The 25,293-nt window shown below is 40.9% G+C and carries 21 protein-coding genes; 13 read left to right on the top strand and 8 right to left on the bottom strand.

Going from position 1 to position 25,293, the window contains the following annotated elements:
• The 11 genes from ACM0OS_RS15810 to ACM0OS_RS15760 all read left to right on the top strand — a co-directional run.
• On the top strand, positions 1–1,271 hold a 1,271-nt coding region (locus ACM0OS_RS15810), incomplete at its 5' end, for a hypothetical protein (RefSeq protein WP_414544145.1).
• 65 nt (positions 1,272–1,336) lie between these two features.
• Positions 1,337–1,570, top strand: coding sequence for a hypothetical protein (locus ACM0OS_RS15805; RefSeq protein WP_414544144.1), 234 nt, complete (start codon positions 1,337–1,339; stop codon positions 1,568–1,570).
• A gap of 633 nt (positions 1,571–2,203) precedes the next feature.
• Positions 2,204–3,160 (top strand): acyl-CoA desaturase, encoded by a 957-nt coding sequence (locus ACM0OS_RS15800; protein WP_414544143.1) that lies wholly within the window; start codon positions 2,204–2,206, stop codon positions 3,158–3,160.
• Positions 3,161–3,190: 30 nt separating this feature from the next.
• The gene (locus ACM0OS_RS15795; protein ID WP_414544142.1) at positions 3,191–3,469 is read left to right on the top strand and encodes an acyl carrier protein; all 279 of its coding nucleotides are present in this window, start codon (positions 3,191–3,193) and stop codon (positions 3,467–3,469) included.
• Position 3,470: 1 nt separating this feature from the next.
• A complete protein-coding gene (locus ACM0OS_RS15790) occupies positions 3,471–4,340 on the top strand; it encodes a class I SAM-dependent methyltransferase (protein ID WP_414544141.1) in 870 nt (289 codons plus the stop codon).
• 53 nt (positions 4,341–4,393) lie between these two features.
• Positions 4,394–5,614: a cytochrome P450 gene (locus tag ACM0OS_RS15785; protein ID WP_414544140.1), complete on the top strand. Its 1,221-nt coding sequence runs from the start codon at positions 4,394–4,396 to the stop codon at positions 5,612–5,614.
• A gap of 126 nt (positions 5,615–5,740) precedes the next feature.
• Positions 5,741–7,453 (top strand): fatty acyl-AMP ligase, encoded by a 1,713-nt coding sequence (locus ACM0OS_RS15780; RefSeq protein WP_414544139.1) that lies wholly within the window; start codon positions 5,741–5,743, stop codon positions 7,451–7,453.
• Between the two features lie 19 nt (positions 7,454–7,472).
• Entirely contained in the window at positions 7,473–8,516 is a 1,044-nt protein-coding gene (locus tag ACM0OS_RS15775) for an acyl-CoA desaturase (RefSeq protein ID WP_414544138.1), read from the top strand.
• Between the two features lie 46 nt (positions 8,517–8,562).
• Positions 8,563–9,021, top strand: coding sequence for a PaaI family thioesterase (locus ACM0OS_RS15770; protein ID WP_414544137.1), 459 nt, complete (start codon positions 8,563–8,565; stop codon positions 9,019–9,021).
• A gap of 448 nt (positions 9,022–9,469) precedes the next feature.
• Positions 9,470–10,117, top strand: a complete 648-nt coding sequence (locus tag ACM0OS_RS15765) for a PEP-CTERM sorting domain-containing protein (protein ID WP_414544136.1) — start codon at positions 9,470–9,472, stop codon at positions 10,115–10,117.
• 195 nt (positions 10,118–10,312) lie between these two features.
• Positions 10,313–10,705: an MAPEG family protein gene (locus ACM0OS_RS15760; protein WP_414544135.1), complete on the top strand. Its 393-nt coding sequence runs from the start codon at positions 10,313–10,315 to the stop codon at positions 10,703–10,705.
• 371 nt (positions 10,706–11,076) lie between these two features.
• Here the strand turns inward: ACM0OS_RS15760 and ACM0OS_RS15755 are convergent, their stop codons facing one another.
• The 8 genes from ACM0OS_RS15755 to ACM0OS_RS15720 all read right to left on the bottom strand — a co-directional run bounded on the left by ACM0OS_RS15755 (position 11,077) and on the right by ACM0OS_RS15720 (position 20,990).
• The gene (locus tag ACM0OS_RS15755; protein WP_414544134.1) at positions 11,077–12,849 is read right to left on the bottom strand and encodes a DUF2201 family putative metallopeptidase; all 1,773 of its coding nucleotides are present in this window, start codon (positions 12,847–12,849) and stop codon (positions 11,077–11,079) included.
• Positions 12,839–13,903 (bottom strand): AAA family ATPase, encoded by a 1,065-nt coding sequence (locus ACM0OS_RS15750; RefSeq protein ID WP_414544133.1) that lies wholly within the window; start codon positions 13,901–13,903, stop codon positions 12,839–12,841. Before ACM0OS_RS15750 ends, ACM0OS_RS15755 begins: the two co-directional genes overlap by 11 nt.
• 379 nt (positions 13,904–14,282) lie before the next feature.
• A complete protein-coding gene (locus tag ACM0OS_RS15745; RefSeq protein WP_414544132.1) occupies positions 14,283–15,302 on the bottom strand; it encodes a tyrosine-type recombinase/integrase in 1,020 nt (339 codons plus the stop codon).
• A gap of 372 nt (positions 15,303–15,674) precedes the next feature.
• Complete coding sequence (locus tag ACM0OS_RS15740; RefSeq protein ID WP_414544131.1) at positions 15,675–15,803, bottom strand: hypothetical protein; 129 nt, start codon at positions 15,801–15,803, stop codon at positions 15,675–15,677.
• Complete coding sequence (locus ACM0OS_RS15735; protein WP_414544146.1) at positions 15,800–16,021, bottom strand: UPF0175 family protein; 222 nt, start codon at positions 16,019–16,021, stop codon at positions 15,800–15,802. The genes ACM0OS_RS15740 and ACM0OS_RS15735 overlap by 4 nt, the downstream gene beginning before the upstream one ends.
• A 33-nt stretch (positions 16,022–16,054) precedes the next feature.
• Positions 16,055–18,604: a CHAT domain-containing protein gene (locus tag ACM0OS_RS15730; protein WP_414544130.1), complete on the bottom strand. Its 2,550-nt coding sequence runs from the start codon at positions 18,602–18,604 to the stop codon at positions 16,055–16,057.
• Positions 18,605–18,667: 63 nt separating this feature from the next.
• Complete coding sequence (locus tag ACM0OS_RS15725; RefSeq protein ID WP_414544129.1) at positions 18,668–19,825, bottom strand: DUF1822 family protein; 1,158 nt, start codon at positions 19,823–19,825, stop codon at positions 18,668–18,670.
• A gap of 4 nt (positions 19,826–19,829) precedes the next feature.
• Positions 19,830–20,990, bottom strand: coding sequence for a sigma-70 family RNA polymerase sigma factor (locus tag ACM0OS_RS15720; RefSeq protein ID WP_414544128.1), 1,161 nt, complete (start codon positions 20,988–20,990; stop codon positions 19,830–19,832).
• 260 nt (positions 20,991–21,250) lie between these two features.
• Between ACM0OS_RS15720 and ACM0OS_RS15715 the strand changes: the two genes are divergently transcribed.
• Together ACM0OS_RS15715 and ACM0OS_RS15710 are read left to right on the top strand one after the other, a co-directional pair.
• Positions 21,251–21,544: a mersacidin/lichenicidin family type 2 lantibiotic gene (locus tag ACM0OS_RS15715; RefSeq protein ID WP_414544127.1), complete on the top strand. Its 294-nt coding sequence runs from the start codon at positions 21,251–21,253 to the stop codon at positions 21,542–21,544.
• Positions 21,545–21,992: 448 nt separating this feature from the next.
• Positions 21,993–25,286: a type 2 lanthipeptide synthetase LanM family protein gene (locus ACM0OS_RS15710; protein ID WP_414544126.1), complete on the top strand. Its 3,294-nt coding sequence runs from the start codon at positions 21,993–21,995 to the stop codon at positions 25,284–25,286.
• The last annotated feature ends 7 nt before the right edge of the window (positions 25,287–25,293 follow it).

Below are 25,293 nucleotides of genomic sequence, written 5' to 3'. Positions count from 1 at the left end.
ATTGTAGAGGGTCAAGTGTGCGCCGGGGAATTGCTCACATCATTGATAATGAACGCCGCAATCAACTATTTGATATTAATATCCGAGTGTTGAGAGTTTTACCACCAGAAGACAGCACCGCTTATCTATTTGGAATTGGTGGAAGTGTGGCGCTGCTCGTTGCATATAGTCTCAGTAAATCACTCACTGACAAGCAAGAGAAAGCCATTCATAGCCAATTCGCATTGCTCAAAATCAAAGCATTGGAGAACGACATTATTGTTAGCAATCACATCGACCTAACCCAGTTTAGTAAACAACAGCAATCTGAGATAACCAAGCAAGCAATCGCCCGACAAACTGCTGAAACAATTGAGGCTATGAAATCCCCAGGAGAACAACAGCTAGACCACCTTAATGGAACTTTACAGGGTGAATTGTCCCTGAAGAATCATGAGTTGCATCTGTCAGATATGGACAAGGTTATTGCTGACAATAAGTTACATATTGCCGAAACGAACAAGAAACTGAGTAAATTGTCTAGCAATCCCCAGGATGAACACAAAGCCAGTTCCCAATCTCCCAGTGAACAGCTAAGAGATGCCCTCATAGATGCCCTGAAAAATCATGAAGATGGGTATTTGTGGAAAATTATCAATTCACTCAAACCATTGTGGTTGATTGGGAATCAAGGCTCAGGCAAGACATATACTGCTGGTGCGATCGCACTTATCAGAAAATACTGCCTTGATGCCCCAATTTATCAGTTAATTGATAGACACGCCACAGGTGACAACGCCGATGTATGGCAACTTCTCGATGCTACCAGCAAAGCAGAGTCAGAGTCGGAAATCAGCACAGCATTTGAAGATTGTTGTGACAGGTGGCTGCAACGGATTAAGGAAAAACCGACTAAAAAGCAGCAGGTAATAGTTGATGAATTTACCAATTTAAAATCATTGCCAATGTGCAGTGAAAATGCGATCGCTTTCTTCAAAATGTCCCTCACCGACACCCGCAAAGCCAAAGAATACTTGTTGGGAATCACCCATAATGCCACCAATGAATCATTCCCAGATGGTACAGCTGCCTCACGGAAGGCAGGAACAATTTTACTGGAGAAGTTTAGCGCCAATGGTGAAACACCACTATCTAGGGTAGTTGTCCGTTATGGGCTTGTAGATGAGAACGGCAATAATTTAGAAGACGAGGAAAGGACACTACCAACCTGGATACACCCTGAGCGCATTTACCAGCACTTCAACGGTAAGCCAATTAATTTTGAAGATTAACTAAATCCTTTTGATGTTACTCCTCTAACAAATCTTGCCGACGCAACCAATGAATAATTTCATTGATGTCCAGAGTTGAAACAATACGCTCAGTCATTGTATGGGCTGGAGTGATAAAAAATATCGGGTTATTCACGCCACGCGTCACCAAATCAATATTGAGTCTCTTGCCACAACGTGAAGTAATTCGCTGTAGTTGGCATCACCGTGGTCGGGTAGCAGGACTATATCGCTATAATCCCGCCCACGGTGATGCCTTAATGGGCAAGTTTCGGGGACTTAATAGCGCGAAGAGTTGATTTTAGTGTGCAAAAATTTGAATGTTCTAAAACCATTTTTGGGCAAGTTAGTAAATCTTCAAAGGACGTTTCGTAACATTTGTTTACAACGTGTCCCATTTTGCACATAGTGCGATTCGTTCTGGAGAAACCTAGTATATGGGGGGATTCCAGGCTTTGGTAGAGTAACCCACACTGGGCTGAGTTCGCACTTTAATCCATCTCACCCTCGTAAATTGGCGAAGGTATTGTTACAAAATAAAACAATTAACATAACCTTTGCCCAGTAAGCATTACGAAGGCAAGCGTATTTGCTACGGCATAACTTGAGTGTTTTTTTGCGTAAACATTACAAGTCAATCTGTAGTAAACAATAACAGCATTGGGATTTGAAGTATGAATTTGATTTTTTTCATGCTGAATGTAGCGAAATGAAGCATCTATTGAGATTCTTCACTCTAATTTCTTGCACTCAGAATGACAATTCATAAGCAATACTTTTCGGACAAGCTCTTGAGGTTGGGGGGAAGAAAGTTACTATTTAATGACTCTTCTCTTCCCCTGCACACTTCAACAGATAACTTTGTTAACCGAAGTTTATTCAATTCATAACTATATTCAGCAATGCTAAACTAGCAGCTTGAACAAAAGCCAATGAATACAGAAGTAGATGTCGAGTCAATTTTTACTGACGACACAAAACGGAAAAAAGTGGTTAACAACCCCTTTATTCACAGTCTGCAAAAGAGGCATTTTATCCTCTTTCAAATCTTGCCCTTTGTAGGAACTTTAATAGCTCTGCTGCTAATACCTTATCTTCCATTTGGACCATTTGAGTTATTCCTGTTTGTTTTATTTTGGCTAATTACAGGATTTGGGGTATCGTCTGGCTACCATCGGTTATTTACTCATCGTTCCTATAAGACCAATGACGCAGTTCAAGTCATTCTGGCTATTTGGGGTGCAATGGCTGGTCAAGGGGGTGTGATCTCATGGTCAGCGTTACATCGCCGCCACCATGAATTGAGTGATAAACCTGGCGATCCTCACTCACCAAATCTTCACGGTAGTAATTGGCGTGATCGCATCCAAGGTTTAGTTCACTCCCATGTGATTTGGATGTATAAGCACGAATATCCCAGTGTTGTCCACTATGTACCCGATTTAATCAAAAACAAAACCCTTCTCAAAGTTGATCGCTACTACTACTGGTGGGCTGCCCTTGGTTTCGTGTTGCCTACACTCTTAGGGGGATTGTACCACTGGAGTTTAGCGGGAGCTTTAGCAGGATTTATTTGGGGAGGCGTGTTGAGAATCCTTTGGGGAGGACACACTATTTGGTCAATTAACTCCTTCTTGCACTGCTTTGGTATGAAACGTTTTCAGACCGAAGAACACAGTCATAATTTTGGACTGATTGCTCTATTGACCTTTGGTGAGTCATGGCACAACAATCATCACGCGTTTCCTGCTTCCGCTTCCTTTGGCTTAGAGTGGTATCGCCTAGATCCAGGGTACTGGTTCATTCAATTACTGGAAGTTTTACATCTGGCTTGGGATGTCAAAGTTCCTACTACAGAAAAAATTCAAGCCCGTGAACTCAACGCCTAATTCAGCTAGAACTTTAAATCAGGAGATGTCATGAAAACTCAAGAGCAAATTAGCAAATGGATCAGAACCTACTTAGCAGATATCCTCGAAGTAGAGCCAGAAAAAATTGACGAGAACTACGAATTTGAACGTTTTGGACTCAATTCTTCGGCAGCCGTTTCTCTAGTAGGAGATTTGGAAGAATGGTTAGGTTTTGAGCTAAGTCCTTCTCTATTTTTTGAGTTCAATACAATTGCTCAAGTTTCTACCTATTTAGCCGAAATGGTTCAAGAAGAAAACACTTCAGAAAATGTTGTTAGGAGTGCCTAAGATGGTAGCAAGTTTAACCAACCGGGGTGGTAGTGCAGAAGCTATCCAGCACCACTACGATGTCAGCAACGAATTTTACACCCTCTGGCTAGATTCTAGTTTGACTTACTCTTCTGGTTTATGGGATTCTCCCACCTTGGATGATGACCTAGAAACAGCCCAACAGAGAAAAATTGATTGGCATTTGAATGCTTCAGGTGCAACCACTGGCAAAAGACTGTTAGATATTGGCTGTGGTTGGGGAGCATTAATGCAACGCCATATCAACTCAGATCCCCATAATGATGCTACAGGGTTGACGTTGAGCCACAATCAATATCTGCATATCCGCGCTCTCAATATCCCTAATATCCAAGTCTGCGAAGAGAGCTGGATTGTCCATCAGCCAACAGATGCTTATGATGCGATCGTTTCCATCGGTGCGTTTGAACACTTTGCTCAACCAGGAGCTTCGCTAGAAGAAAAAGTTAGTGTCTACCGAGAGTTTTTCAGCCGTTGTCAAGAGTGGTTAAAACCTAAAGGTAAGTTATCCTTGCAGACGATCGCCTATGGGTCGTTAAATGCTGAAGATAAAAATGTGTTCACCCAAACGGAAATTTTTCCTGATTCCGAATTACCTCGTCCTGGTGAAATTTTTATGGCATCTGATGGGTTATTTGAAATCAAAACCTATCGCAACGATCGCCTCCATTATGGTAAAACTTGCGATTTATGGCTGAAAAATCTCCGCCGTCAAAAATTGCTGATTGTAGAGCAGTTTGGTGAAGAACTCTATCGTAAGTACGAACAGTATTTGAAGTTAGCAGTTGCGGGTTTTTACTTCGGACAAATCTTACTACTACGATTTGAAATGCAATCCTTAGCTAAATAAACCAGGATGATCGAATAGCTTCTGCTATCTGCTAATAAGGAGTCGTATTTAAAATGATAACTACCGCTCAGTCTCCCGTTAAATTTAACCCCTTTGCACCTGGTTTCCGGGAAGATCCTTACACTACTTATCAAGTATTACGCCAACAAAATCCGATTCACCATACTTTAGATATGTGGATCATGACCAAATATCAAGATATTATCCAAGTGTTGAACTCGGATGCGGTCAGCGTTAACTACATTCCCCAGTACGTGGTGCAGCAAAAGGTTGGTGATATTCCCGGCTTGGTGGAATTGGGCAAAAAAGCGATCGTCTTTACCGACCCCCCAGATCATGCACGCTTGCGTCGGTTGGCAGGACAAGCTTTTAGTAACACTAGCATTAACGCCCATACTGCCCACGTTCAGCAGCTAATTGCAGAGTTAGTTGCTCCGAAAATTCAGGAAGAAAGTTTTGATTTTGCTCAGATTGCCCATCAAATACCCTTGTATACTCTTTCTCATCTGCTCGGCATTCCTGACAAGTACATCAAGACTATCGATGAATATATTCACCGCGTCCGGTCTATCTTAGAACCGAGTTTGTTGACCAAAATGCGTATCCGTCGCATTGAGCAAGATTTACAATCCTGTATAGCCATTTTCCAAGAAATAATTGATGATCGCAAAATCCATTTGGGAGACGATTTACTAAGTAAATTAATTCAAGCCAGAGTCGGAGAAGATCAACTCTCAGATAGTGAACTATGTATAGCTTGTGTGATGACTTACGTTGCTGGTCACGAAACATCCAAGGGTTTGCTTACTAATGGCGTTCTAGCCTTTATTCAACACCCCGAACAGTGGCAAATCTTCCGAGAGGGAAAAGCTACTAGCAAACAAGTTATTAATGAAATTCTCCGCTTTGACCCACCCTTACAGCAAACAGTACGCCTAGCCGTCAGCGACCTACAAGTAGGCTCTCAGACTATTCAAAAAGGGGAGAAAATGCTGCTCTGTCTTGCTTCTGCCAATCGAGATGAGGCGCAATTTGACAATCCTAATGCTTTTGATATCACGCGAGATGCTGCTGCTCAGATTGCTTTTGGGCATGGCATACACAATTGCTTAGGACAGATGATCGCCCGACTAGAAGGCCAACTTCTGTTTACTTACCTCTGTGAACAGGTACAAGAGATCAGATTGGGTTCTTCCGATTATCGTTGGCATCCAGAGGGGTTTATCACCCGTACCTTAACCCATCTACCTGTGACTTTCATCCCTGCCGGTTAAGGAATATAGAGTAATTTTTACTCATAAAATCCCCAGAGTTTTAGCCCTTGAATCTACTTCAATTTCGTCAGGATCAGGGCTTAACTAAAAACTATTTCCACTCTCTGACGCGAAGGAAGAAAACCGATGAGTTCTCGTCACTTGAATAGTTTGATTGACAAATTACTCTTAAGAGCAGAAAATCAACCCCATCAGCCTCTCTATTACTTTCTGGATACTAGAGGTAGGGAATATGCTCACCTCACCTACGCCAGTTTACTAACAGCAATCCAAAAGTTAGGGACATGGTTGAGCGAAAAAACCGCAAGCGGCGATCGCGTGGCGATTCAGTTGCCTACCAGCCCTGAATTTGTGATTACCTTTCTCGCTTGTCTTTACACCAACCGCATTCCAGTTCCCCTCAGTTCACCCAACCGCAAACATAACTGCGAACACTATCAACGGATTTTTACTGATTGCGATGCTAGTTTAGTTGTAACTGACGCAACTGTCCGAGACTTATTTGAGAAAGAGAGCTTAGGCACATCTCATCAAATCCAGACTTTTCCCTCGCTGGATACTTTAGACCCTCTCCTCACCCCAGTTGACCGCCAAAGTAACGAAATTGCCTTTTTGCAATATACCTCTGGCTCTACCTCTTTTCCCAAAGGAGTAATCGTGAGTCATGAGAATATCATTGCTAACCAGAAAATGATTCAGCGAACCTTCGGTCACAGCAGCACAAGTATCGGGTTAGCTTGGCTTCCCCTATTTCACGACATGGGACTGATTGGTAGTGTCTTTCAGCCTTTATATGTGGGATTTCCCTGTTATTTAATGTCTTCAGTTACTTTCCTCCAACGGCCTAAACTTTGGTTGAAAACAATCTCAGACAAAAAAGTGACAACTACAGGGGGGCCTGATTTTGCCTACGATCTCTGTGTCAAACGCATCGATCCCGCTTCGCTGGAGGGATTATGCCTATCCTCTTGGGATGTAGCCTACAATGGGGCTGAACATATCAAGCTGCATACTCTAGAACAATTTAGCGATATCTTTGCTCCCTATGGGTTTAAAAAATCGGCCTTTTTACCTTGTTATGGTTTGGCAGAAGCAACCCTAATTGTTAGTGGTACAGCTAAATCTCAAGAACCTTTGGCTTTGACTATTCCTTGTAGCAGCGATGAAGTTCTTGATGCAGATGCGTCTGGGCAGAAAGGCAACACCCGCACGGTGGTGAGCAGTGGTCAGGTGATGCCAGAATTGTCTTTACGCATCATCAATCCTCAAACTTTCAAAGAATGTCCTTCTCATCACATCGGAGAAATTTGGATTGCAGGGCCAAGTATTACGCGAGGTTACTGGCAGCAATCAGATAAAAATCAGGAAACATTCGTTTACCGGGATGGATTGAGATTTTTACGGACAGGAGATTTAGGCTTTCTCGATTCTCAGCAGCAACTCTATATTACGGGGCGGCTCAAAGATTTGATCGTGATCGATGGGAAAAATTATTACCCTCAAGATATTGAAGAAACGGTCAAACTGTCTCACCCCGCCTTAAGCGAAGTTAATTGTGCTGTGTTCTCAGTCGCTGGAACTTATGCTCAGAAACTGGTGGTGGTTAATGAAGTCGTTCGCCAGTTTGCTGCACAAATTGATCGCTATGCTGATGAGATCAAAGAAGCAGTTAAGACATCTGTCTATAACCATTATCAACTAACAGTACATGAAACTGTACTGCTGCCGTTAAATTCCATTCCCAAAACCACCAGTGGCAAAATTCAAAGGCAGCGTACCAAGTTGCTGTATCTCTTGCAACAACTTGAAAATCTCGAAACAGTCAAAGAAAGTATCTGAAGGGTAAAAGTTACAGTTTATGTCTATTCAACAACCAAGCTATCTGAGTGAAATCCCAGAACCGTATTCAGTCACAGAAGTAACAGAAGTTTTTCAACCCATAGAAATAGATAATAGCCATCCTCAATATACACCCCTTTCTGGAATCAGGAAATGGATTAGATATGCGTGGTATCCTACCATCGACATTATCAGTTTAATCGGTGTAATTGCGGCGATCGCATCTTTTCGGAATCAAGGCATTAGTTGGATTGACTTGGGAATTTTGCTTTTCATGTTTAACCTTGTTGGGTTAGCTGGAGAAGCAGGAATGCACAGACTCTTTGCCCATAAAAGCTATAAAGTAGTCAAACCCCTACGCATTCTGCTGGCCTTGGCTGGCTCAATGACAGGTGAAGCACCCATTCTTGAGTATGTGGCTTATCATCGTCGTCATCACATCTATGCAGATCAAGTAGGCGATCCTCATACCCCCCATTACATTGAAGCTGAAAAACCTTGGTCTAAGTTCAGAAATATCTGGCACTCCTTTTTTGGCTGGAAGTATAACTCCAAAACTAACCAAATCGCTGCCCCTGAAAGATATGCCAAGGATGTACTTGCTGAACCAGCAATGGTGATGATCAATAACTATTTTTATGGCATCGTTTTGTCCTCGTTCCTCTTGCCAGCTTTACTAGGGTTCTTATTTACCGGGACTGCTTACGGGGCTTGGACTGCTTTTCTCTGGGGGGGATGTTTCAGATTCTGCGTGATGACCCTGATGGGAGATTTGATTATTCGCGCCGGTTGTCACCTCTTCGGTACTCGTCCATTTATCGATCAAGCCAACAGTCACAGTGCTAACATTTGGTTTCTAGCAATTCCCACCTTGGGATTAGCATGGCACAACAATCATCATGCTTTTCCTGGTTCGGCCTTACTAAATATTGATTGGTGGCAAATAGATCCCAGTGGCTCATTTATTAGCTTGTTGGAAAAACTAGGTTGGGCTTGGAATGTCAAACAGCCAACTCCAGAACAAGTAAAAGCTAAAAGGTTTAATCCCGAAATCGTTGGTTGATTTTTTTCTAGGCCGTGATTGCACAATATCAGGAATTTCTTAATTTATGGATGCTACAATCAAGACTGAAAAACTCAACAAACCTGTTGCTAAAATCAGAACTCCCGCTAATATTGTTTCCCTACGAGAAGCTATTCAGACATCTCCCTTTACAGTCTGGATGAACACAGAAATCACTGCTTGTGAAGATGGCTTTGCTGAATTAATCGTCTCTATGCGAGAGGAATTAAAGCAGCATAATGGGTTTACCCACGGGGCTGTGATTGGTTTTTTAATTGATAGTGCCTGTTGTTGGGCAGCAGCTTCTAAGGTTGGTGATGTCGTTACTGCCGAATACAAGCTGAACTTTATCGCCCCGGCGGTGGGGGAAAAATTGATTGCTAGAGGTTATGTGATTAAATCGACTTTTAGCCAAGTCATTACCAGGGCTGATGTGTTTTCGGTGAAAGGGACTAAAGAAAACCTTGTGGCTACTGGTTTAGCTACCGTCACCCCCTACGGTTGATCCCAGAAACAGATAATGTCCGGTCAAGTCGATTAGGTGGATACTAAGACTTGAATTCATTTTCTGAAAAAGTTATCCAAGGTGTATCAAGGTAGGTTTTTGTTTCTGATTTATGAAGCTAGAAGGCAATATCTGCAAAAGCATAAATCTCAGAGTGAAGAGATGGTAGCTTTGTGAAAGCTTTTTATCAAATCATCTTTTTTCAGTCACGAAAACCACCTGACAAAACCATAATTTACTCACAAGCAACTTGACCATGTTTGCAACCTTAGCAAATTTTTGCTGAATCAGTTAAGAATTTGGTTGGTTAAAACTGACTGCGATACAAGAGTTATTTTATCGCTACAGTGGCAGCAAACCCCATTTATTGAGGAATGGTGCAATATATTCGGTACAGTAATTCTCAGGAATTTTCCAGCTAAAAGCTAAATTTAAGTAACAGGTGCGTATGTTTGTTAGAAAAACTATTTATTGCCTTGCCTCAGTGACTGTACTGTTTTCTGTACTGTCTAAATCAGCATCAGCCGCTATTATCAAACAGACTTTTTCTGATTTTCATGGCACTTTCAATTCAGTTAATTTACCTCTTGGTGGTCGAGAAGTTACTACTGGAGTGATTTCTGCAAGTCAAAACCCCAATTTACCAAGTGTAGTCACCTTCGATACGAACACCAACCAAACTATTTTTGATCTCAACTTCTTACTTGATTTCCCTCTTTTGAGTGCTTTGGGGCTAAAATCTATCCCTATTGCTCCCTTTGAAACAGGTTCATATACGGTTGATGGAGAAGATTTAATAGCTGACGTGACTGGTCAAGGGATAGTAAGCGGTTCTTCTCCTTTTGCGGGAATAGAGACTTTCTTTCAAGTTCGATGGAGAGTTACGAGTCCGTTAAATACCTCCATTTTCCTCGGTCAGATCGAATCGGAAGTTGTCACAATTTGTCCACCTTTGAGTCAGTGTATTCAAACTACTGGTACTGGTAAAGCTACTATTGGTTTGACTACCGTTCCCGAACCGGAAACAATTGCTGGAATTATTGTTACTGCTGCAATGGGGTACTGGATGAAACGTCGCTGGAAAGAATCCTGGTAATATTATGAAAGTAGTGATTTATTGTTGGTGAACCTTTTTGCTGAATCAGGATTTTTATCTCTTGAATCACTATACACATAGCACCGTAAACCTTTTTTGAAGTTACTATTCGTGCAGAATGATACAGCTTTTGTCTTTTCATACTTGCCTAATTGCGAAGCTATACTTAATTTTTTGATTTGTCAGGATTCGAATATGTCACCTTTAGTTAGTCTTATAACTGCTTTGGCACTGCTGTTATACTTGGTTCTCACAATTAATGTCAGTAGATATAGAGCCAAATATAATGTACCCGCTCCTCAAATGACAGGAAATCCAGACTTTGAAAGAGTGCTGCGAGTCCAGCTGAATACTCTAGAACAGTTAGTTTTCTTCTTGCCTGGGTTATGGTTATTTTCTTTCTACGCTAGTCCATTGTGGGCAACGGGACTTGGTGTGGTCTGGTTGGTAGGACGAATTGCATACGCTTGGGGATATTATCAAGCTGCTAAGAGGCGGGTTATTGGTTTTGGTATCAGTTCTATAAGCAGTCTAGTATTACTCCTGGGTTCGCTTATTGGCATTATCCTGTCTGTCTTCTATCGGTAAAATATGGTGAGCCTTTATCAAAAATATTTAAAACTGCCAGTGACCTCAAACAGTGTTTTAATTGTTACCGCCCTATTCTTTGACCGTCAGATCACTTACTTCCTCGTCAACCCCGACACTTTCACGTCAGAAAATTTCGCCTCCTCCCCCTCCCCAAATGTCAATCATCTGACAATTACTCCCCAACCCCCTCCCCCCCATGTGATACAACATAGTGCGACAATGACATGAATTTTCGCACTATTGGTGAGTTCGGGAGGTTTACTGATATGAGGTCACTTTGCGTGTTGATTGGAGGAGTTGCACTAGTTAAATCTTTTTCTTGACGCATTGCCTCATAATCTGGCCTAGTCAGTGATTAAATGAACAGCTTACTTGATTCTCAAAACCTGACCTTTAGGAATAAAGGGTAAATGCCGACCTACAGGAATTAAAAAAGCGTGTTCTCGCCGAATGTGTACGCGATCGCAATATCCATCAGTAATAATTAGTAATGGCCCATTTTTCGGGAAATCCTCGGCTCTTTCCAATAAATCAATTCCTGGCTGTAAAACAGTACCGCCTCTACCCTTGACTTGAACTCTATCTGCCAGCGATTCTGGTGCTAGATAACCTTGGTCATAAGCAAAAGCATCACAGAAAACGACCCGCACAAAAGAAACATCATGGGAAATACTATAACTAGAGATAGCTCCTAACGCCTTTCCCAATAACTCCCGCTCCATTGAACCAGAAGTATCTAAAACTACCCCAAATGTGCGACCTTCTTCATTGTTGCTATCTGGTACATAACGAGGACGGGGAATATCGGGAGTCGCAGATTGACGGCGACTGAGACGAGCATAAGACCTGACTTTAATTAAAGGAGAAAAGTAATTATCAAACCACTTAGCCAATTCCACATCCCAAGGAATCGGCGGATAACTCAAAGCGCGAATCTCTTCAATTAAACCCGCCGGGAGAAAACCCCGATTTTGTTCATGGTGATATGCAAGTCCCTGACTTAGACAACGGCGATAAAATTCATCCAATCCCACACCATCACCATAAGTCCACCAATCTGATATTCCTGGTTCCAAAATGTCACATTGTCCGATACCCCGCAAAGTAGATAGTTTGCGATAGAGGCGCAAATCTTTAACTATTTGGTCATAAATTGACTCGGCTGATAAATTCTTCAAATCAGGATCATACAATGCTCCCACATGAGGTAATTCACCTACCCCCATTTCTATTAACCAAGAATTAATCACATAATCACAAGCAACATTCCACAAATAAGGCTCTCTTCCTTGACGACGGGTATCATGTCTCAGTCCGGCGTGTAACAATTCATGAGCCATCACAAATCGGTATTCTTCATTAGTTAAACCGCCGGCAGGATTAATAAAAATTTGCTTATTTTCTACATCAATAGCAGCTACAGAAATTTCTAACCGTTGACAAATTAATGGATCTTCAATAATTTCAAAATTAGTTGCTAAAGCTCCCAATAGAGGATAACTATTAATAAACCAAGCCTTAGCTTTTTGTGCAGGAGTGTTATTTTTACTTTCCCCTGCTAAAGAAATATCCTGTCCTGCGGCTACAGATACAGCATTAGTAACGGCTCTTGTTAAACCTTCTCCAAAGACAGCTTGCCAATCAACTTTAGCATACCAATAATGACTTTTGGGAGTTTCTATAAACATATCAACCAAGTCATTTCCAGGAATACCCCGCTCACAAAATTCTTGATATAAACTGTCTTCATTGCGGTTAGCAAACTTGAGGAGAAAAAGGTATTCTTCAGGGGCAGTTCCTAATTTTAAATCTGCCATAAACTTAGCAATAAAATAATTACAAGCGGCATTCCATTCACGGAAATGGGTGCGTTCTTGGAAGTGACCAAAGCCCAAATGTAAGAGACAATGAGCTAGTACATAAACCCATTCTTCAGGAGAACCCCGTCGGGTTGGATGTATATGAATTGTACCTAAATTATTAATGACAGCCCAATTTTTTGGCGGACATTGATTACTCGGTTGACGATTAATGTTAGCATGATAAAGCAAAGATGTAAAAATTGGATGCTGTCGCAAGATATTATATCCTTGCTCAAATTGTAGTTTAGCAATATCTTTTTGCTCCTGTTTACGTGGCATTTTCTTTTTTGACTAAACGTGGCAAGTCTCTAACTATTTCTACCATTAACCAACTAGGTAAAACATCTCCTTTCTCGGTTTCAGAAACCACCATTTGGGCAATTTCAAAGCTGATAGCCGCTAAATCCTTGAGTAGTCCTTTGGCGCGATGAGCTAAATCTTTATGGCTACCTGTCATTGCTTGACGTTCTTGGGGTAATTCTTTGATGAGTTGAGCGCGGAATGATTGAGCTAAAAAATAGAGGACATCTCTATCTTCTGGCTGGTGTGGCCAGCCAATTTCGCCTTTAAGAATAGCTGTGAGTTGATATTTACTTTTAATTTGTTTAATAAAACCTTTGAACTGTGTTCCATGATGAGGAGAAAGACATCCCATAGCGAGAACTTCTAGCCAATGATCTGTGAGGCGTTCTCCGTATTCATGTAGAGTATCACTTAACATATGCCAAGAACGAGGAGTGGAAAAAGGTTCTTCATGTTTAGGAGGTTGACTCCATAGATGATCTGGGCGAGTTTGAATATATTCAATTACCCAAGGATGAATATTATGATTTTTTGCCCAATCTAACCAGTCTCGATGGGAAACTTTTAAATGAACATGAACCATACGATTTAGCAAAGGTGAAGACATAGGTTTCACAATTGCACTATCTTGAGCGCGATTACCTGCACCAATGACAATTGAATCTTTAGGGAGATGATATTCACCAATTCGTCGCTCATGAATCAGGCTGTAAAATGCCTTCTGTACTTCGTGAGAACAAGCGTTAAGTTCATCCAAAAACAGACAATAGGGTTCTTCTCGTGCAATCATTCTGGGTGGGCAGAAGCGACTTGTTCCATCTATAATCTGCGGTACACCAATTAAGTCTTCTGGTGCTAGTTGACTACCAAGTAGTGAAACGCAGGGTATTCCCACTTCCGCCGCAAATGCTTCTACTAACGATGATTTACCGATTCCTGGCGCTCCCCAAATAAATACGGGTCGTACTACTGCCACATTCAGCAGAAATTCTGAGAGTTGTTTTTGGGTGACTGTAATTGCTGGATTCATTCTTAACTCACAAAAACTGTCCCAACGTTGGGATTATTTCAAAATTCGCTTGATTATACTTATCCATCGTCTACTTCTATAATTCCCAAATTTAAATAGAAATGTTGACCTACAGATTACAAGTCAAAATCTGTGTTAGAGATCACCTTTTTGAGCAATATTTACGGCTGAGTAACTGGAATCCGCTTGGGTAATACATAATTGCAATAGCTGTTCACCCCAAATTCCATCTGAGACAATAACAGGACAACAGTAATGAAAGATAGCGTTTACAAAAGGCACACGTCGGTCGAGAAAAATATCAGGCATAACAGACACTATCAAACATAATGTAACACAGTTAATACAAAATAATACATGATGGCAAATAATACTTTTCTCACTCCGCATCCTTCAACATACCAGTCAACAATTCCGACATTTCCCACAAATCTTTATTCCGGTTGTCATCATAAATCATCAGCGTCCTGGGGTCAGCATGACGGCTCAACTTCTGCACCTTTCTAATATTCCCATCCGTCGCATCCAATGCCGCCGTAATCGCCGAATGCCTCACCCTGTGCGGTGACATCTGTTTCTTCACACCCGCTTTTTTAAAAGCTGCCGACACAATTTTATAGATAGCATCCGCAGTCAATCTATGCCCCTCATTGTGAAAATCCAACGCCGTAAAAATTGGTAAACTAGCATTCAAATCCCCCCTGGCAATTAACCAATCTGCTATCGCCGCTGCCACATCTTTGGACATATCCAAATATTCTTCATTCGTTCCCTTACCCTTCCCTAAAACCCGCAACTTGCGCCCATAAAAATCAAAATCCCCCACATCTAACTGACAGATTTCCTGACGACGCAAAGCCAAACCCCACAGCACCAAAAAAATCGCATAGTTGCGTTTACCAATCAAAGTCTCCCGGTCAAACTGTTGTAACACCAGTGCTATCGTCTTGCTATCAACCCCCCGCGTATCCCGGTACGCCTTGACCTTCTCCCCTGACACATCTTCCAGGGAATAATTGCACACCCCCAGCTTCCGCCCCATCTTCGCCAACGACTTAATCGCCGCCAACCGCCGATTAATTGTCGCCTCCCGCACCCCCGAAGCTATCAGTTTTGCCTTGTACTTCAGTACCACCATCACCGCTTGCTCTCGCTGCAAGTGCAGAAACTCCAGCACGCTATCACTACTGGGCGGCATCAAAGTCATCTTCACAAAGAAATCCCGTAAATCTTTCTCGTAAGCACGCCGAGTATTGGGGTTGCGTTTATCTGCCAACAGTTGGGCCAACACATCTGGGTCTTTGTCAAGTTGAGCGTCAAAATACCGAGTAATCGGCGCATCCAAACACGCTTCCAACTCTAACTTAACAATCTCCCCAAACAGTGGCTCGTTAGGCATAATTGCTCACAGATACGTTATCGATAATGTATGTTTCCAATAACGACTATCATTGCATACAATGTTTTTGCCTGAACGTTTACACAAGAAATGGCTATTGCCACTTGTTGCGGAAGTCACTAAGTATCATCAGCGCTGTGGTAGTCTGTAAAATTGCTGCTTTGATATCGAATTTGATATCAGACTAGGGACTCTGCCCCAAAGCGATGCCTGCGGTTCAAATAGCCAACACCCAAAAACTGCTGCTGTCTATGGTAAGTAGGCTAATATTACCTACTCGTACTTTTTCAACGCAGTGTCTGGTTGTTTTCGTTTTACTCTGTTGAAAATTGTTCGAGCTAAGGGATTTAAGGCGTTTGTTCTCTCAAAGTCTTAACCCTCATCAGCAGATTGCAAGACAATTGCATACAACTTTTGGCTAACCCGAAAGTCAGCAGTAGCAATTAACTGATCAATTGCTGCCAAGTTTGTGATCGGTGATGTGTCGCTAACTATAATCACAACAAACCCATTGATTGCAGTGTCCGCATATCGGATTGGAAATCTTCTACATCATAGTTGATGTGTAAACCGCGTTTAGCCAGTTCATGCTGGAATTCAAGTACTGTGATTCTTGTCCAGGCTCGGACTTTGCCACTGCTAATTTTACCTTGCTCATAAAGCAAGATGGCAATTTCTAATTTCAGTTCATCCTCAGTCATGTTTGATGCTCGGAGGATGTCAATGACAAGATATTTGGAGGCTGTTATTGCTTAAAACCAATTACCAACTAATACATAAGCAGCCCAGTAACCAGGGCGCATATAATTAGGATATTTTGTTAATAATTTTACTTGAGCGCGACGCAAGGCTTCTGCTTTTGTCACTTGATTATTGACTAATTCATGATAAAATTCACCAATTAAAATAGCAGTAGATTGATCATTAATATGCCACAGTGAAGCGAGTGTGCTACGTGCGCCTGCTTTAACTGCTGTGCCTGCCAACCCTAATGTAGCACGATTGTCACCTGTGGCAGTTTGACAAGCACTCAAAACTAATAATTCTAAGATTTGTGTATTAGTTTCACTCTGACTGCGGAGTAATTTATCGAATTCTAAAACATTAATAGAACCATCATTGGCTAAAATGAAAGTCTCTTCCGGACGAGAACTAAATTGCCCGTGAGTTGCCAAATGTAACACATTAAAAGGAAGAGTATTTACATTTTTTTCTAGAGTGCTACTGGTAAAGTCTTTATCTAGTAGTTTTTTGGTAGATGCTCCTGTTTTAGCAATGAGGTCAAATTCTAACTTGATTCCTGGTAAGGGTGGGAATGTGGAAAACTCTGGTGGTGGTTCCACTAAACCCGCAGCAATGACTTTCAATGGAGTTTCAGACAGAGGTTTGGGAGTTAATAGCTGAAGTCCTAAACTAAGAGCAACAGCGTATTTTTCTACTAAATATTTCTCGCCATCGTAAAGTGCAGCTAGGGGTATATTTCTTAATTCTCCATCTAATACAAATACTAAAGTATTAACTTCACTTGTGGCTAAATCAGATGCAATAGGTTTAATTAACCAATTATAGACTTCTTGGGAAAGGGCTTTGACTTCCTCGGTTCTATCCGGTTCTAAAATATATTCCCGTAGTTGTGTCAAGGTGCGCTCAACTTCAACCTGGGATTTATTAGCTGTATAATGGCGCAGTGGTTGTTGAGGAATTTTGACAATTACTTGGAGTTGTTCTGGCAGAATAATGGGATAAAGTACGGCAGTGTTGGGATTTTCTTTATCTACTAATTGATCTAAAAGTACCCTCTGCCCTTGTAAACAAGCTTCTCTAAAAAAGTTATCCAGTTCTGCTAACTGTAGTGATTCTATGCGGGTTCTAGCTTTATCTAATGTTTTAATATCAGGTTTTTCACCGGGATTTTGCAGCAATAAAGCCACCGATTCACGATAAACTGGCTCTACATTATCTCGGAAATTAAACTGGATATCCTGATTGACTGCTACTAAATCAGTACGCAGTGATTCCAATGTTTCTACAGCTGCATCATAGGCGGCGATCGCTCTTGTAAAATTACCTTGGGCTTTGAATAATCTACCCATCTGCCATTGCCACAAATAAGTAATTTCTGGAGCGTTGCTGGTTTGCGCCAACATCAAAGCCTGTTGTGTCAGGTTAATCGCTTCAGCAAATTGTTGTGTTTTTTCATACAAATTACCTAAATTACCCAAAGCATAGGCTTCGGCGCGGATATCATCTATGCTCCGGGCTTGTTGTACAGATGTAGCTAGAAGTTGAGCAATTTGGGGTTTGGGAGTATTTAATCTACCCAAACTGTGAGCAAAGTTAATATGAGCGTAAATCGAGGGGCGTGAGAGTGGAAGTTGTGCTAGTAGAGATTGAATTTCTGAAGTTAAGGTTTGAGCATCTGTAAATTGTTTTTCTTCAATTAGTAAATTGAAATGATTCAGCCGTGCTTTAACTTTTGTTAGGGGTGAAGATGATATATCAAATGTTTTTTGATAAAATGCAATCGCCTGGGGATTTTTTTGTTGCCTCCGCGCATTATTACCTAAACTGAGCAGACTTAAAGCAATATTTTCTGGTGATTTTAATCTTTGATGAATTGCTAAACTTTGTTCTAAAGCCAGACGAGATTTTTCTAACTCTCCCACATTTTCTAGTGTATCACCAAGGGAAAGTAAAACGGCTGCCTTCGCCAAAGAATCACTTTGAGATTTTAGAGTTTGATTTACTTGTTCTAGTTTTTCAATAGCTTGCTGATTAAAACCTTGATTGCGTAATACTTGAGCTTGATAAAGTAGTGCCAAAGCAATACCATTTTCATCACCTAACTTGGTGTAAATATCTTCAGTCTGTTTCCAAGTATTAAGAGCTAATTCTGTCTTACCTGTTGAGAGTTGTAAGCGTCCTTGAATATCTAGAGTTTGAGCGAAAATTGCTAATTTATTATTATTTATTGCTTGTAAATCTAAGCTATTGGTAATAGCTAATTGCGCCTGTTGCCAATTACCAAGTTGTTGATAAGCCAGCGATAGATTACTCAAAGCTACAGCTTGTTTTAAAGTATCTCCCTGCTGTTGATATACTTGGACTGCTTCCTGTAAAATTTGCACTGCCTCAGCAAATCTACCACTTTCATATAATATTCGGCTCTCAGCAATCTTAGATGGTGAATTTTGATTAATAATTGTCTTTTGAGAACTATTCCCGAAGGCTGGAGTCACAACGCCACATATAAATATAGTTAGTACAGCCAGCAAACAAAAATTTATAAATTTCTTCTTCACTACTTCCCACTCCCGGAAATTTCTCTGTGTCCTGTGTTCAATAAAGAACCAGTCCTTGTGCCACTAAAAACGTAAAATTTCGCGCTCATATTCTGCTGGTAAAGGCGTGACTTCCCAAACTAACCCTTCACCCGGTTCCAACATTACCTCCACGTATAATTCGTCTACAGGTGTTGTCGCTGTATCTTCATTGTTAGGAAATAGTTGTAAATCTTCTGTGAGCAGCCTGAGTTGAAATCCTACAGGAATTAGATTTTCTGGATTTATATTGCGTAATTCAAAACGCCAAATTTTTTCATCTGGATGGCCTTTAGGAAAAACTCGTAACTCATAAGTATTACCAGATACTAAAATTTGTCGAGATAAGCCTAAAATAGCTGCTTGGCTTTCTAAACTCCTCATCCCTGAAGACAAGGCCAAAAACTGCCGCCGTTCCCAACCCAGTTGTTGAGCAAAATTTGATACACCTTCTTGAAGCCATTGCCCTATGGATGCTGGTTGCACAATTCCTTGGCGCAATTCATACAAATGTTGTCGCCAACCGCCGTGTGCTATCAATGCTCCCCAAAGGGGAAAGGGAACTTCTAGGCGGGGGAACTTGATATCTGCATTACTTAATCTTTGCAGTAAATTGTCGGCTTGAGTTTGGGGTAAAGGTGGTAGGGAAGCAACCGGCGCACGTCTGATTTCTTCAGGAGCCAATTGGTGATTTATCCAAAGTACATTGAGGTCGGGGATGAGATAATCAGATTCTAAACTGTAAGTGCGATCGCCTGGATCATAAACCCCCAAGGTTTTCAGTTGTTGATGAGTTGTGTAACCAAAAACTCGCATCCAGCCTTCATCAGAATTTAGTTGTACCCCTAAGTAATAATCAGCCACCCATTCAGGAATATCCACCCATTCTTGAGGTACACGCAACTCATCTACATCCATTGCTAAGGTAGGAATCAACACTAAGCGAGAGTTATCAAAACTCATAGCCGTACCATTGACTACTTCCCAAACACTCGGTAAAGCAGCCGTCTGGGGATGCACTCTAGCATGGGGTGTAATTTCTTCGTGCAACCAATCTAAAAATGTAGTTAAACAAACTTGATTGAGCCAAGCACGCTGATAACCACCAGCCGTAGAGTAATTATGCTCTAGAGATGGTGATATCTGAATCATTTCTAGAACCAAGTCATTATCAACAGGGAAAACCACAGCAGCATCAAACATAATCTCAAGAGGTTCTATAGTAATTGTTGAGCCATTCTTCCAGACTTTTACTTACGCCATCCACTACGACGGATGTAGGGGAGATATGCAAATGATTTTGACTCCACTGCGTTAGGGTAGTGAGTAATGAGCGTTTAATACTGCTAAGACGGCGAGAAACTGTATATTGCTTCATTTCTAGCTGTTGGGCAATTTGTTGTTGAGTCAGCTTTTGCTCATAATAAGTTTGGAGTAATTTTTGAGATTGAATATCTAATTCTGCTAGAGCATCTATCAAAACTTGGTTTAATTGTGCTTGTTGTGTTTGTCTAGCTGTGGATTCTTCTTGGGCAATAATTTCTGTAAGTAAAGATGCTGGTAAATCTGCGGGTAATGTATCTAATAAATTACCTGATTCTTGCCCATGAATAGGAGCATCTACAGACACAAACTTGGGGTAAAGAAACTCTCGTACAGATTTAGCACAGGTAATTAGCCATTTTTCCAAAGTTTCTGGAGTCATTTGGCTCAAGCTTTGTCTATTGTATAGCTGAGTAATTGCTTGCCATGTGGTGGTATCTGGTTTTCCTAACTGACGGATAGTTTGGCTGTCACTGGTGTAGAGTTCCTTAAAACATTCCCAAGCTAAGACGTAATTATTGATAATTTGACTATTAAAACCAGCATTCTTGAAAGAATTTAGCAACCGTTTCCGACTAATTTTATGCAGTAAAGCCCAGTCAGTGCAGATATCTGCTTCCTTTCCTAGACGTAGTGAGTCTTTGAGAAAACGCTCAAAAGCATATTCTGCATAGCTTTTTAAATTTGTACTGTATTCAGGATTAAAATTTCTGAGAATTTTATAAATGCAGGAAATAGCAATCTGAAAACAATCAGCAATAGAAAATTGACTGATAAAATTTACGGCTATTTTTCTAGCAACCCAGTAGCATACCTCTTGCAAATAAGCGGAAATATGTCCCGCAGCAAGAGGACTGGATTCTATTTGCCAGATTTTGTACCAGTAAAGCACCCAAAAATTATCAGATTTCTGCTGAGGGTATTTTTCTAAGCATTTTTTGATACTTCGGTGTAGTTTGCTATCTGTCGTCCAAACGCTGAACCTATCTGCATCCAACTGCACAAAGGTCGAGAACATTTCAATAATACCCTGTCGGGGTTGCATAAAAATTTTGTGAGTATAGAAAATTTGGAGGTTACGAATTTCTACTTAATTGTAATACACAGCGTTCCAGGCATTTTCCACAATATTACCAACAATCTTCTAAATTACGCGATCGCACTAGACCCAGCAAGTAACCTCAGCTAAAAGGTGCATAAACACTCAAAGCCATCGTAGAAGTACCCAGACAAACGCACAGGATTATTCCTGAAAGCTAAGGTCTATTTCTAAAAATAATTACCAAACATCAAAGGAGAAAAATCATGTCTAATATTGACATTGTTCGTGCATGGAAAGATGAAGACTATCGCAACAGCCTGAGTGAAGAACAGCGTTCCCAATTGCCTGAAAATCCCGCCGGGATAGTTGAGCTTTCAGATAAAGAAATGGAAGTGTTGGGTGGTGGTGCTGCTCTCGTAGATGCTTTTGCTACTGAGTTCTCTAATGGTCCTAGATGCACTTGCCGGAGAAATAGTTGCTACACTATTGTAGCAAAGTCTCAAGATGAAGCACAGATATCACCATTTCAGGCTTTGCCAACAATCAAAACGATCTAAGAATAGCCTTGAATGTTCTCTTATAGGTTACTAATTTTCTAGTAAGAGTTTACATAGTGGTTTAAGAGGAGAATAAAAAAGATTCGAGTCTATTACTTAAAGTCATGAATTAAGCCTTAAATACCCATTTTTTTTGTGATTTTTAGGCAATATTTAGAATGTTATAGGCTAATTATTCTCCTCTTTTTTAAATTTTTCATTATCCAATTTTTTCATATGAATGTTATAGGAATTCGACTTGAATTTTGAACGTATTCTGAGACTCAAAAGCTTGTTTTATAAAGATTAGAAGTCAAAATTTGTTCAATAATAAAATAGGAATTCTATATTTGGTTTTTGAAACACAGATACATTTTTTTTAAAATTCAAAGTAGATTTTTATGGATTATTGCTACTTTACCAAGTAGCTAATGTTTTTTGTCATTTTATAACTTTCAATAAAACTACCATGAACCAATCTAATTTCCATGTTTCTACTTGGTATCAAGCTACTACATTAACTGAGCGTCTTACATCATTACACACTGCTAAAAGTAAGCCGCTAAACAAGGATATTAATACTAATCTTGCTGAAAAACGTGTGCAGGTTTGGAAGTCACAGTCTCCGTTCACAAATGATATTTATTTCGCTCAACGTTTAGCAATAGATGGAATGACTGAAGAGGAATTTAAATACCTCCTTGGTGAACCAGTTGAAAATGTACAAAATCGTTTCTCTAACCCCCCCACTTGGTTAACAGAGTTGGAACAAGCCTTCTCACGCTCAACTTCCTCCAATATTTATGTAGTGCCTCCCTCAAATTTACAACCAGGTACAGAGGCAACAGGTTTTTTATATGTTGTAGAGCCATTAATTAGCCAGGGATTTGATAGGCTATATGAAGGAGTTTCTAAACTGCTGCAAAATTTCTCTGATTTACCTTTTGACCCCAACACAATAGCAAATATTCTTTTTACTAATACGCCACGGCAGCTACTTTGGATAATGAACCGTACGATGATTTTAGAGCTTCATGTAGCTCGCCTACAAGGCATTTTAAAAGGCAATACTCCAGAGGATCGATTCCGTAGTTTTTTACAATACTTATGGAATCGCCAAACGGCTTTGGATTTACTACAAGAATATCCAGTTTTAGCCCGTCATATCACAATTTGTATTGATCAATGGGTTAAGTTTAGTTTGGAATTCCTTCAACACTTATGTGCAGACTGGGCAGATATCTGCACTAAATTTCATCCTCAGAGTGATCCAGGGCATCTTGTAGCAATAGAAGGAGATGTTGGCGATAGTCATCGAGGTGGTCGTTCTGTTCTAATAGCAAGATTTAGTTCAGGCTTTCGAGTTGTCTATAAACCAAGGTCATTGGCTATTGATCAGCATTTTCAAGAACTTCTAGCTTGGATAAATCAACGAAGTAATAGCACTTCATTCCGAACACTGAAAATTATTGATAGAGGTAGCTATGGTTGGGTTGAATTTGTCATAGCCCATAGTTGTTCATCTTCAGAAGAAATCCAAAATTTTTATCAGCGTCAGGGTGGCTACTTAGCTCTATTGTATGCCCTAGAAGGAACTGATTTTCATTTTGAAAACTTAATTGCAGCAGGTGATCAGCCTATATTAGTTGATTTGGAATGTTTATTCCATCCAGAGATTGGCAAATTTAACATATCCCCAACAGAGGTTAGCACTGCTCGTAGTTTTGATCGCTCTGTTTTACAGACTGGGTTACTTCCTATCCGTATGTGGGCAGATGGTGAGTATGAAGGTGCTGATTTCAGTGGTTTAGGTTCCACAGAAGGTCAACTTAGCCCACATCGTATTTCACATTTAGAAGGAAAAGGTACAGATGAAATGCGTGTGGTGCGAGATCGGATTGAAATGTCAGGAGCAAAAAATCAGCCGACTCTTAACGGTAAACCAGTTAATGTGTTGGAATATACCCACGATATCACTTCTGGATTTACTGATATCTATCGCTTACTTCAGGAACATCGAGATGAATTGCTATCAGAAAATGGACTCTTAATGCGCTTTGCTGAAGATGAGGTGCGCGTATTGCTCCGTTCCACCCAGACGTATGGTTTGGTGCTAGATGAGAGCTTTCACCCCGATCTGCTACGTAATGCACTTGATCGTGACCGCTTGCTTGACCACCTTTGGGTTGATGTTAAACATAGGCCTTTTCTCGCTCAAGTGATTTCTGCTGAACGAGAAGACTTACAAAAGGGTAGCATTCCCCTATTTACAACACGCCCTAGCTCCCGCGATTTATGGAGTAGTAGCAATGAGCAGATTAGCAATTTCTTCAATCAATCAGGCCTAGACCTAGTGCGTCATCACTTGCAGCATTTGAGCGATCAAGATTTAGAGCAACAACTTTGGTTTATTCGTGCCTCACTAGCAACATTAGCTATGGCTTCGGAGCAAGTACAATGGTCAACTCATCGGTTGTCTGAACCAAAGAGCATAGTCGATTCTAAGCAACTGCTGGCAACTGCTCAAGCTATTGGTGAGCGTTTAGAAATATTAGCACTAAAAGGTCAGAATGATGCTACCTGGCTTGGTTTAACTTTGGTCAATGAACGTCATTGGTCTCTGACATCGCTGGGAATGGACTTATATGATGGGCTGCCAGGGATAATTTTATTTTTAGCTTATCTCGGTGCTATTACTCAAGAGCAACGCTATACTTCCTTAGCTCATGCTGCACTGACAAGGTTACTCCAGTATGTGGAACGAAATAAATCCTCTATTAAGTCAATAGGTGGTTTTGGTGGATGGGGAGGAGTAATTTACGCTCTGACACATCTGGGTGTTCTGTGGAATCAAACAGAGCTACTCATACAAGCAGAAAGTTTAGTTAACTTAATACCAACGCTGATTGAGCAAGATGAGCAACTAGATATTATAGGTGGTTCTGCCGGCTGTATAGTTAGCTTACTTACTTTATATCACTGTCAACCATCACCATGCGTTCTGGCTGCTGCCATTCAGTGTGGCAACCATCTCCTTACTAAAGCGCAAAATATGGAACAGGGTGTTGGTTGGGTTGCCAAAGGAATAACAACAACCCCCTTATCAGGTTTCTCTCATGGTGTTGCTGGTATAGCTTGGTCACTACTAGAGCTATCTGCACTAACAGGTGAAGAACGTTTTCGCAAAACAGCACTTGAAGCTATTGCCTATGAACGAAGTCTCTTCTGTCCTCAAGTCCATAACTGGCTTGATTTACGTAGTTTTACTGATGTAGTCTTAAAAAATAAAAGCACCCAGCCTAATTGTGTGATCGCTTGGTGTCATGGTGCCCCAGGAATTGGTTTATCGCGCTTGCGTAGTCTGCCACATCTTGATTTTACAGATGAAATACTAGCAGAAACTAACACAGCTCTCAAAACCACTCTAGCTAAGGGATTTGGCTATAACCATTCACTATGTCATGGCGACCTGGGTAATCTGGAACTGCTTTTACAAGCTAGCCAAACTCTTGATGATCCTCAGTGGAAAACTCATGTTGACCGTTTTGCTGCTATTATCCTCGAAAGCATCGATAAAGATGGTTGTCTTTGTGGAGTTCCCTTGGAAGTCGAAACTCCTGGATTAATGACTGGACTGGCAGGTATCGGCTATCAATTACTGCGGTTAGCAGAACCAGATCGTGTGCCTTCTGTGTTGGTGCTAGAGCCTCCCAAGCTTAACAGCCTAGTAAAGCAAGCAGCAGAAAATGCAATTTCGATCTGAGATATGA

The sequence above is a fragment of the Nostoc sp. CCY0012 genome (assembly GCF_963920855.1).
In the GTDB taxonomy this organism is placed as follows: domain Bacteria; phylum Cyanobacteriota; class Cyanobacteriia; order Cyanobacteriales; family Nostocaceae; genus Cyanocohniella.
This window is presented reverse-complemented; position numbering and strand designations above follow the sequence as displayed.

Excerpts from the sequence above, each read along its gene's own strand:
- ACM0OS_RS15780 (WP_414544139.1), top strand. The coding sequence starts at position 5,741 with ATGAGTTCTCGTCACTTGAATAGTTTGATTGACAAATTACTCTTAAGA.
- ACM0OS_RS15765 (WP_414544136.1), top strand. The coding sequence starts at position 9,470 with ATGTTTGTTAGAAAAACTATTTATTGCCTTGCCTCAGTGACTGTACTG.
- ACM0OS_RS15775 (WP_414544138.1), top strand. The coding sequence starts at position 7,473 with ATGTCTATTCAACAACCAAGCTATCTGAGTGAAATCCCAGAACCGTAT.
- ACM0OS_RS15790 (WP_414544141.1), top strand. The coding sequence starts at position 3,471 with ATGGTAGCAAGTTTAACCAACCGGGGTGGTAGTGCAGAAGCTATCCAG.
- ACM0OS_RS15795 (WP_414544142.1), top strand. The coding sequence starts at position 3,191 with ATGAAAACTCAAGAGCAAATTAGCAAATGGATCAGAACCTACTTAGCA.
- ACM0OS_RS15755 (WP_414544134.1), bottom strand. The coding sequence starts at position 12,849 with ATGCCACGTAAACAGGAGCAAAAAGATATTGCTAAACTACAATTTGAG.
- ACM0OS_RS15800 (WP_414544143.1), top strand. The coding sequence starts at position 2,204 with ATGAATACAGAAGTAGATGTCGAGTCAATTTTTACTGACGACACAAAA.
- ACM0OS_RS15760 (WP_414544135.1), top strand. The coding sequence starts at position 10,313 with ATGTCACCTTTAGTTAGTCTTATAACTGCTTTGGCACTGCTGTTATAC.
- ACM0OS_RS15805 (WP_414544144.1), top strand. The coding sequence starts at position 1,337 with ATGTCCAGAGTTGAAACAATACGCTCAGTCATTGTATGGGCTGGAGTG.
- ACM0OS_RS15725 (WP_414544129.1), bottom strand. The coding sequence starts at position 19,825 with ATGTTTGATGCTGCTGTGGTTTTCCCTGTTGATAATGACTTGGTTCTA.
- ACM0OS_RS15745 (WP_414544132.1), bottom strand. The coding sequence starts at position 15,302 with ATGCCTAACGAGCCACTGTTTGGGGAGATTGTTAAGTTAGAGTTGGAA.
- ACM0OS_RS15785 (WP_414544140.1), top strand. The coding sequence starts at position 4,394 with ATGATAACTACCGCTCAGTCTCCCGTTAAATTTAACCCCTTTGCACCT.
- ACM0OS_RS15715 (WP_414544127.1), top strand. The coding sequence starts at position 21,251 with ATGTCTAATATTGACATTGTTCGTGCATGGAAAGATGAAGACTATCGC.
- ACM0OS_RS15720 (WP_414544128.1), bottom strand. The coding sequence starts at position 20,990 with ATGCAACCCCGACAGGGTATTATTGAAATGTTCTCGACCTTTGTGCAG.
- ACM0OS_RS15750 (WP_414544133.1), bottom strand. The coding sequence starts at position 13,903 with ATGAATCCAGCAATTACAGTCACCCAAAAACAACTCTCAGAATTTCTG.
- ACM0OS_RS15710 (WP_414544126.1), top strand. The coding sequence starts at position 21,993 with ATGAACCAATCTAATTTCCATGTTTCTACTTGGTATCAAGCTACTACA.
- ACM0OS_RS15770 (WP_414544137.1), top strand. The coding sequence starts at position 8,563 with ATGGATGCTACAATCAAGACTGAAAAACTCAACAAACCTGTTGCTAAA.